This is a genomic window from Acinetobacter sp. WCHA39 (genome assembly GCF_002165385.1).
In the GTDB taxonomy this organism is placed as follows: Bacteria; Pseudomonadota; Gammaproteobacteria; order Pseudomonadales; family Moraxellaceae; genus Acinetobacter.
Map to the genome: position 1 here is coordinate 18349 of NZ_NHRP01000036.1, position 10100 is coordinate 28448.

At 35.4% G+C, this 10100-nt stretch carries 3 protein-coding genes and 2 pseudogenes; 4 read left to right on the forward strand and 1 reads right to left on the reverse strand.

Annotated elements, in window-relative coordinates; all coding sequences use genetic code 11:
• From CDG56_RS17120 to CDG56_RS16960, 4 genes and pseudogenes are all read left to right on the forward strand, one after another.
• Positions 1 to 161, forward strand: a pseudogene (locus CDG56_RS17120) (hydrolase or metal-binding protein); the annotation flags it as partial.
• Positions 162 to 428: 267 nt separating this feature from the next.
• Positions 429 to 2174, forward strand: coding sequence for a ShlB/FhaC/HecB family hemolysin secretion/activation protein (locus tag CDG56_RS14260; protein ID WP_087548266.1), 1746 nt, complete (start codon positions 429 to 431; stop codon positions 2172 to 2174).
• Between the two features lie 51 nt (positions 2175 to 2225).
• Positions 2226 to 8270, forward strand: a complete 6045-nt coding sequence (locus tag CDG56_RS14265; protein ID WP_087548267.1) for a DUF637 domain-containing protein — start codon at positions 2226 to 2228, stop codon at positions 8268 to 8270.
• A gap of 25 nt (positions 8271 to 8295) precedes the next feature.
• Positions 8296 to 8814, forward strand: a complete 519-nt coding sequence (locus tag CDG56_RS16960) for a hypothetical protein (RefSeq protein ID WP_143225727.1) — start codon at positions 8296 to 8298, stop codon at positions 8812 to 8814.
• Between the two features lie 183 nt (positions 8815 to 8997).
• On the opposite strand, the pseudogene CDG56_RS14275 reads toward CDG56_RS16960, so the two are convergent.
• A pseudogene (locus CDG56_RS14275) lies at positions 8998 to 9913 on the reverse strand (integrase core domain-containing protein).
• Positions 9914 to 10100 lie beyond the last annotated feature (187 nt).

Sequence of the window (10100 nt, forward strand, 5' to 3'; positions counted from 1 at the left end):
ATGTGGCACGGCAGGGTTATGGTAATGCCAGTTTTGAAGTGGGTGGAGAAGAGGGGTTGGATATTGTTGAGGAGTTTTACACCGAGGAATCTAAATCAGGACAGCATCAGCAATCGCATGATTTGCCTCATGTTCATGATATTCAAAAAGGGTTACAATAGTCTGTGTAGGGATTAAATTGATTTAAGAGAGGGAGAACTTTGTTTTCCTTTTCTGGCGATTAAGACTATTTTTTACTTACGATTAAGACTATTTTTCACTTATAGTCAGCTCAAAGTGGTTTAAATTTTTTAAAAATTAAATAGAGCATACGAGTCTGTATAATAAATATGCACTTGATGATGGTTTACATTTTTGTTTATTGCTTATCATGGAGATTATGTATAAATTTCGTATCAATTTAGATTGATCTCTATTAAATAATTTAGATGAATAAAAAAATATTGTTGGGATGCGTACTGAGCTACATTCCAATTTATAGCTATGCATTAGAAGATATTTCACTTCCAGAAGTGATTAGACAAGATCAACGTTTAAATGAGCTAAAGAAGCAACTTTTAGAGCAAGAACCACAACTGAGTCCTCAACAAAATAAATCGACCAGTTACACAGTCAAAGATATTGTTGTAGAAGAAGCACCTTGTTTTCCGATTAAACAAGTTACACTTTCAATTAAAAATAATCATGACGATCAATATCAGGCTAAAGATTTCTCCTATTTATTAAAACCATTGAATAATCACAAAAAAGGAATTATTGGTAAGTGTATCGGTACGCAAAGCTTACAAAATTTAGTCCGATATTCCCAAAATGAATTGCTCAAAAAGGGCATGATTACGACTCAAATTACAGCTCAACCACAAGACTTGAATACAGGTATTTTAGAGCTACAACTTGAACTAGGTCGATTACATAAAATCATTAGACAAAACGAACAACCTTCAAAATTAGAACTTTATTCAGCTTTGCCATTCAAAGAACAAGATGTACTCAATTTAAGACAATTAGATCAAGGTCTAGAGAATCTGAAACGTACTTCAAATCGTACTTTGGATATTGAAATTATACCAGCAAGTGAGCCGAATCAGGCAGAACTCAGTGGTTATAGTGATTTATTAATCAAAGCTGAGCCTTTAAAAAAGCTAAATTTAAATATTGGAATTGATGATTCTGGAAGTGAAAATACGGGCAAATACATTGGTAATGTTGGTATAGCTCTAAATAGTCCATTCTATCTTAACGATGCATTCAACTTAAATTTTAGTCATTCACTAGATAATTGGCATAAAGACAGAAACCAAAACTATTTTATTAGTTACCAAGTTCCTATTCGAAACTATGATTTCAGTGCTAGCTTTAACCAATCTGAATACGATCAATATGTCGCGGGTTACAATGCCCCAATTCTATACAGTGGAAAAACCCAACAAAGCAATTTGGCATTATCACGACTTTTAAGTCGTGGAAGTAATTATAAAACAAGTATTTATGCTAATGCTTACCATAAGAGAAGCCAAAATTTTATTGAAAACATTGAAGTGAGTGTACAGCGTCGACAAACCTCGGGCTGGTATCTCGGATTACAACATCGACAATATTTAGGTGTAGCCTCATTAGATTTTGATTTGGATTATCGACATGGTACGGGAGCTTTTGATGCCCAACCAGCGGCTGAAGAACAGATTCGTGACATCTATGGAAATTTGCTTCCATCAGAAGGTTACGCACGTGCACCACTTTGGAGTGCTAACCTCCGATTAAATTATCCAATGCAAATCTTAGAGCATCCAGTGCAATACCGTTTGAGCTGGAAAGGTCAATATGCACCCAAAATTCTAGTCCCTCAAGATCGTTTTTATATTGGAGGACGATATAGCGTAAGAGGATTCGATGGAAACATTATGCTATCGGGTGACAACGGGCACTACTTACAGCAAGAGATGAGCTTTGGCTCCCCAATTCCCAACACACAATTTTATCTCGGTATCGATCAAGGTTGGGTCAATGGTCGCAACAGTATTCCAAACAATAGACATCTACTGGGGAGTGTCTTTGGACTACGGAGTTATTACCAAGGCATCTACTTGGATGCATTTACAGGGCATGGACTCATTGCACCTAAAAGTTTGAAAAAAGATTGGGTAGCTGGTTTTAGCCTGAGTTACGCCTACTAAACCATATTCCAGATTTATTAAATATTCATTTTAAAATATAGCAGAACTGATATGAATAAGAACCGTTACCGCATCATCTATAACAAAGCTCGCCAAATGTTTATGGCTGTTGCAGAAAATGCCAAGAGTCAAACAAAAACTTCGGGGCAATCTACAAGCTCAGTAGCAACACCTACATCAGAAGAGTCTTTCCATCAACTTTGGCATGTAAAAGCTTTAGTCGCTAGTATGAGTTTATGGATGCCACTCTCTACAGTTTATGCTGGGATGATGGCGGATACAGGAGCGAATGCGGCAAATCGCCCTGTTATTGGAGTGGGTCAAGATGCACAAAAGCAGAATGTGCCTGTTATTAATATTCAAACACCCAATGCAAGTGGTGTATCACACAACATCTATAAAGAATTTGATGTGCCTACTCAAGGTGCCGTATTAAACAATAGTCGCACAGGTGCAGCTTCAAGCATTGTGGGAAGTGTCGCAGCCAACCCATATTTACAAACAGGTGAAGCGCGTATCATCTTGAATGAAGTCAATTCAGCAATTGCTTCTAAGTTCGAGGGTAATCTTGAAATTGCAGGGCAACAAGCTGATCTGATTATTGCTAACCCAGCAGGAATTAATATCAAAGGTGGTGGCTTTATCAATGCTAATAAAGCCATTCTTACAACAGGGAAGCCACAGCTTAATGCAGATGGATCGATTAAAGAATTTGTAGTTGATCAAGGAAAAATTACAGTTTCGGCAAATGCTGGTTCAAATCTTGGATTAGGTGGCGCAACGAATAACAATGCTAACTATATTGATCTATATACCAGAGCATTAGAATTAAATGCCCAACTCTACGCTAAAAATGATATTCAGGTCATCACTGGGACGAATACAATTAGTGCTGATTTAAATAAAGTAGAAAGTAAAACCTCAACTGCTACCGCACCAACAGTTGCAATCGATGTAAAAGCCTTAGGTGGGATGTATGCAAACAACATCTACATGGTCGGTACTGAAAAAGGCTTAGGTGTAAATAACGCAGGTACATTACAAGCTGTAAATAACCTTGTCATCACTAGTGCCGGTAAAATTGAACATAGTGGTTTAATCAGTTCAACCAGTAAAACACAAGGTGTGGTGAGTATAACGACATCTGAAACTGGTGCTGCGGGAGATATCAATTCATCAGGCAGTATTAACAGTAATAGCATGCTGAATATCGATTCAGCGAACAACTTAAACGTCAATGCTAAAGATATTTTGATTAACTATGGTGGTGTTGCATCATCTCCAATGCTAATTAACACCAAAGGTAATTTAAATTTGGCAGCTAACACCCGAATTATGAATGATTCAGTAGGTGGTGATTTATTTGTTGACGCGGCAAATATCAATTTAGGTACGAGTTCAGAACTGAAAAGTAATCGTGGCTCTGCAACCATTCAAGCACAGCAAGATTTGACATCAAGCGCAAGTGCTCGACTTATTGCAGCTCAAGACTTGAATGTACTCGGTAAAGGAAAATTATCATTTACCAATACACTATTACACGCATCATTAGGTTCAATTAATTTACAAGCAGGCTCATCAAACACCCAAGGTTTGATTGATATTCAAGCAGGAACAATCAATGCCGCAAAAGATCTCAATTTATCGAGTTCAGGTGACATTAACTTAAAGAACTTAGGTCTTGCAGTTGAGAACTCTGTAAGTCGAGTTAAAAATATTAATGCTTATAGTGGGCAGAATTTAAAATGGGATAATACAAATATCGCTCTACCTCAAATTGCGGGGAAGGTTCAGTTAGATGCTGCAAATCAAATGGATTTGATTGGTAGCACAATTTCCAATAAAGATGATATTAATCTACAAGCGAATAAGATTAATTTAAGTACTGCACTGACCTCTCAAAAGAATATTAATATTGTATCAAAGGTCAATGATCTGATCTTAGACAAGGCAATCACCGCACAAGGGGATATCAATGTTTCTGCATTGGCAGGGAATATTAATGCGAATAGTTTGAATGCTGTATCAAGTCAAGGAAAGCTTTCTGTGCTTGCACAAAAAGATATTAATTTAATTTCTCTACAAGAAACGACTCCGACGCCTTCGGCTGACAAAGATAAAGTCACAACAAAACAAGCTATTTTAAAAGCAGAGAAAGGAATTACGATCGGTTCATTGGGTGAAGGAAAGTTAGCATTAAAAGCAGTTGAATTAACAGCTAACCAAGGAACAATTCAGCTTCTAGGTAAGAACGGGGTAAATTTAGAAGGCAATGAAGATATTTATATTACAGGTGATAAAGGTCAATCACGAATCATAAATACTAAGTTAACGGCACAAGATATTTTAATAGAGAACAAAAAAGCAGACGTCAATCTTAAACAAACAGACTTACTTGCGACTACAGGCAATATTGCGGTTAGTAGTGAAGGTGAAACAAAATTAGTCGGTACTAATTTAAAAGCGAGTGGCAATATAGAGCTATCAGCAAAGAAAAATTTAACTATACAATCTACCGATGCGGTCGCTGATAAACATATGGCATTAAATGCTAAAAACTTAATGTACATCAGTTCAGAGTTAGGTTCGCCTTATACCAATTATATTGCAAACTCTCAAACGAATTTAACCGCTAAAGGCATCCTATCAATGATTAGTGGATCTAGTCATGTAACGCATAATGCGAATTATACTGGCGGGGCAATACTGCTGGAAGCAGGTAGTTTCTTAATGGGGCTATCAAATGTACAGTTTAATGCAACAGGTAGTGATCTACTTAAAAATGACGCTAAGTTAAATAGTTTAAATGGTGATCTTAGTATTCTTCAAACAACAAATGACCTTGTTATTGATCCAAAAAAACAAAAATTTACAGCATTCGGAGATATAGATTTAACAGCTAAAGCTGGTGCAGTTAAATTGTTAGGTTATGGGGGGGGAACAGGAAGTGGTTCTGAAAAGATAATATCATTAGAAACAAAAAATGGTGATGTTAGTTTAAACGGACAGGGAGTTGAAATCCAAGGATCAAAAATTAATGCTAAAAATATAAATATTATTTCTACAAAAAATGATTTAATTATAGATGGTGTGAAAAATTCACTTATTTATAATCAGTCTAATAAAAAACTAGCTTTATTAAAAGATTTAAAATTTGTTAATGATCTTCAATTGACGGGTGTAAATAATATTTTATTTGAAACGTCATCTACCGCTGCGATGATGAAAGCTATATATGGGGAAAATAGTATTAAGCAGCTTAAGGATTATCTGGATAAGGAAGGAGAGCAGATAAAAAAAGATATCCAATTCTTTTCCTCTGGTTTAAATGGCTATGAGCATGCGGGGGCACAATTAAAATCTGAACAAGATATGAATATTATTTCTAATAAAGGTATTTTGGTTCGAGGCTCAGATCTAAAATCTTTAGGGAAAATGACTCTGGAAGCTAAAGGTACTTTAGATAAAATACTCACATCAAAAGATAATGTTGACTATGTCGATGCTGGTATTTTAGTAGATGGTTTTATTGATAGTTATGAATTAGGTAGAGATACTGATTCAAATTATTTTGTTAAAGAGTTTTTTTTGAAATCTTATATTTATGGAGATAATGGGGTTGAATTAAAAGCAATAGGAGTAAATTCAACAGATAACTTGGTTGTACAAGGTGCAATAATTAAATCATTTAAAAATGATGTAAAGTTGCAGAGTTCAAATAATATAATATTATTGTCAGGGCAGGATCAGTCATACGATAAAACAACTAATATTACAATAAAAAGAAATTGGTATGGTAAGAAAAAAACAATAGAGACTGTTAATGAAGAACAAAATGTATCATCTATTCCTGTAGATATATATGCAAAAAATATAAATATCAGAAGTCAGGGAGATACTGTTTTATATTCAACTTTAATGGAAGCAAAAGATGGAGGTAAAATTGATATTCAAGCCAAAAATATAAAATTGCTTGTAACAGATGAAATCAATCGTAAAGAAGTATCTACTCGAACTAAATCATCATTCTGGGGATTAAAATATAATGATTCAAAATCTAATAATAGCTATAAAGAGATAGCACAACTTCCAGTCAAAGCTAAAGCTGATTTTATAAATACTAAATCGGATTATGATACTTTAATTCAAGGCGCTGAGTTTAAGTACTTAAAAGGTGCTTCTGTCCAAGCAGGGGGTAATATTATTCTATTACCAGCAACTACCAAAGTTGAAGAGGCGACTAAAAAAGAGAAAAATTCAGTGGTTTGGCAGTCGATGCAAGATAAGGGTTCTGTAACAGAAACAGCAAAACTTCCTAGTTTTAATGGACCGACTACACCTATTTTTCAAGCTACTGGTGGGTTGATAGTCCAAATTCCTGTTGGTGAAAAAGATCAGAATAAGGTTCAACTTCGTGATGAGATTATGAAGTTGGCAAATCAGCCAGGAAATGCCTATTTAAAAGATTTTGTGAATAGGAAAGATGTCGACTGGCAGAAGGTTATTCTTGCACAGAAAGATTGGGACTATAAATCACAAGGATTAACAGGTGCTGGTGCTGCGATTATAGCAGTTATTGTAGTTGCTGTTACCGCAGGGGCTGGTGCAGCAGTTGTAGGGGCTTTAGGTGGATCTGCTGCAACTCTTGGTGGTACTGCCGTTGCAATGACACAAGCTGCGGTAACGTCCTTGGTGACACAAGCAAGTGTTAGTTTGATTAATAACGGCGGTAATATTAATCAAACATTAAAGGAATTGGGAAGTAAAGACTCTGTAAAAAATTTAGCGACAAGCGTGGTGACAGCAGGACTATTAAGTCAAGTAAGCACAGCTATGAATCTTAAACCTGATAGTACTTTATTATCAGATCGTTTAATGAATAACTTTACGACTTCTGTTGGCTCTACACTTGTGCAAACAGCTATTAATGGTGGAAATCTAGAGGACAATCTGAAGATTGCTTTGTTGTCTGGTTTGGCAGGTGCATTACAGGGAGAGTTCGCAAGTTATATTGGTGATAATTTAGATAAAGTTGATCCAAGGGCATTTGAATACGTATTACATAAAATAGCCCATGCCGCTGCTGGATGTGCGGCAGCGGCAGCTACAAAAGCTAGTTGTGAAGCAGGGGCTATAGGTGCGGGTGTTGGAGAAATAGTTGCAGGATTAATGCCTGAACCTAAGAATGGTATTGAGTATAATGAAGTTGAAAAAACTAAAATCCGTTCTACAGGGAAAATTATTGCAGGTGTAGTATCAGCTTACGCTGGTTATGATGTAAATACTGCTGCGAATAGTGCAGATATTGCTATACAAAACAATTCTTTAGTTAAATTAGCATCTACAGTAGGTAAAACTTTAGTTAAATCATTAGATGAGTTAAATGATTTAAGAAAAGCTGGTAAAAGTATTACAATTGATGATTTAAAGGCATCAATTAAAAAACAAGGTGCTGATGATTTATTAGGAATAGCTGATGACTTATATAGCATTTTTGCTAGAAATACTTCGAATTTTGATAGAGTTACGGCAGCAATTGATTTAGTTGTTGGTACAGATTTAAAGAAAAGTAATGGTGTTGCATCAAGAAAAATAGAAGAGTTGGTGCGTGATAAGGCATTTGTCCAAAGTTTAGCGGGAAGAAACCCAAATACACCGGCTTTACCTAATACCCCATATCATCCAGATATGGTGTCTTTGAGAGCTTTAACTCAAGCAGAGAAGAATGATTGGATTACTAAATTACCTGAAACTATTGTTAAGCAGAAAGTTACAGTAGGAGGGAAAGCGATAGATGTTGATTTAACGCCTACAATAAATCGTATTATTAATAACAATCGGTTGAAAGATTTGGATGATGGTAAGCGTTATATGAATTTTTCAACACCGTCCATACCTTTTAAACAACCTGGAATGCCTTTTTCAACAGGGAAAAATTTCGAAGAGTGGACTGTTCCTACATCAGGAATTTCGGGGCGGGGGCCTCAAAGAATCGTAGTAGATAGAGATACGGGAATGATGTATTACACACCAAATCATTATGGAACAGCAGCTACTGGTGGGAATACATGGCGTGTATTAGGTAAATTACCTTAACAAGGAATTCAAAGGGGATAAAGTTATGTCTAATATTCAGTTAAAAAATGATATAGCTCATTTTTCTGTAGAAAAGGATAATGAGAATAAAATTATCGTAGAAGTCAGTTTTGATATTTCTGCTTTTCAAACAGAACAAGAGGTTTATGATTTCTTTGGTGAAAAAATATATGGAAATAATCGTGAGTATTTAAATAATATTTTTGTTGATACTAAAGTTTTTGGTGGGAACTTATCGTCATTTTATGATTGTTTTACTAGCTATTTGATAGGAATCCATTTAGATAAGCGCAACGAAATTTTATCTATAAAAATTACAAACAAATTTGATAAGAGTATGAGCGAGTTCTGGCTTAGCCTTTTGGCTATACTTATGAATATTTTCTTTGGGCGTTATCAGGATGTTTGTGATTATGCAGATTTTTTTGAATTAAGAATTTCTAAAGATATTTTAAATGAGACCCTGAATCATTTTCTTTTTTTACTCTCTAATCAAGTTAATAAGCCTATTGATTTGTTAGATGAAAATGGATGTTATTTATGAGCTAGATTCTCAGAAGTAGTGCAACAAAGAAAAATTAAGGTTTGGAGCAAGATGCTAGCATCTTGCGACCGACCGACCAATCACGAAAAGTAGAACGAAAACCATATGTTGTTATGACACGGTTGTGTTTATATGTGTGATTCATAGAGGTCGTTTCAATTTTACGATCTCTAAATCCATTTTTTAATTAGCATTTTTAATACGTCCATTTGATGGATCATATTGCTTCTGGACCTCATCAGAGAAAGGAGTTTCTTCGCTTAATTCAAAATACCTTTCCATTGGAGTTTTACCTTTCAAAGCTGAATGTGGTCTCATCCAGTTATAGTAATGTTGCCATTCCGCTAGTTTGTTTTGCAGATCCTCAGAGTTAATGTCTATCGTTGCTAGAACTCTGATTTATCAATCTTTTGGGAACGCTCTACCTTGCCATTTAGATGTGGAGAACCTGATTATTGGGTCTAAATTTAATTCCATACGCCATCATTTTCTTCTGCAATTTTTCAGCACAGAATTCCAGTCCACGGTCGGTCTGTATTCGTTGTATAGGAAAAGGCATTTCCTCAACTGTGCACTCTAAAAAATCAAGAGTGTTAATTGCTGTTCGATGTTTATAAATCCTTAAAACAGAATATCTAGTACAGTCATCAATTGATGTATATCGATATAGCCTACGGCCTAATTTTCAGGTATCCAGCTGAACTCTATCACCTAAAAGTGAGCCTTCATAACGAATGTAATCTACTTTACGACGAAATTTTTTAATCGGCTCGACTTTGTGAAGGGATAACACTTTATGGATTAGAGATCTCTCATGAAGCCTCATCAATTCTATTTTCAATCGTCTAGCACCAAGATTTCTAACTGAGCACATTTCTAAGATTAAAGCTTTTAACTCAGCATTGATTCAAGTATTTGGAGATTTTAACGGACGCTTACTCTAGCTATTTAATCCATCAACACCTTGCTCAGAATATAGTTTCCACTACTTGCGTAACGTTGGTCTAGAAATGCCGTATATCCGACAAACTAGGCCAGCATTATTGGTCGCTTCAAATAATTTAACCCATGCGAGTCTTTGTTGAATTTCTCTGTGCATAGACACCAATTATATTGAAATGATGTCTATTAATCACACACTGCTTGATGGTGTCACACTGATCACACACACTCTCCAGTCAGCCAATATACTAACTCCATACACATTTATCTCTGTACACGACAAAAAAAGATAACTCATTGAAATAATGGCATAATACTTGTTTTCTGACGACGAATATGATGAC

Bases quoted from the DNA above. Each gene is read 5' to 3' on its own strand.
- CDG56_RS14260 (WP_087548266.1), top strand. From the start codon at position 429: ATGAATAAAAAAATATTGTTGGGATGCGTACTGAGCTACATTCCAATT.
- CDG56_RS14265 (WP_087548267.1), top strand. From the start codon at position 2,226: ATGAATAAGAACCGTTACCGCATCATCTATAACAAAGCTCGCCAAATG.
- CDG56_RS16960 (WP_143225727.1), top strand. From the start codon at position 8,296: ATGTCTAATATTCAGTTAAAAAATGATATAGCTCATTTTTCTGTAGAA.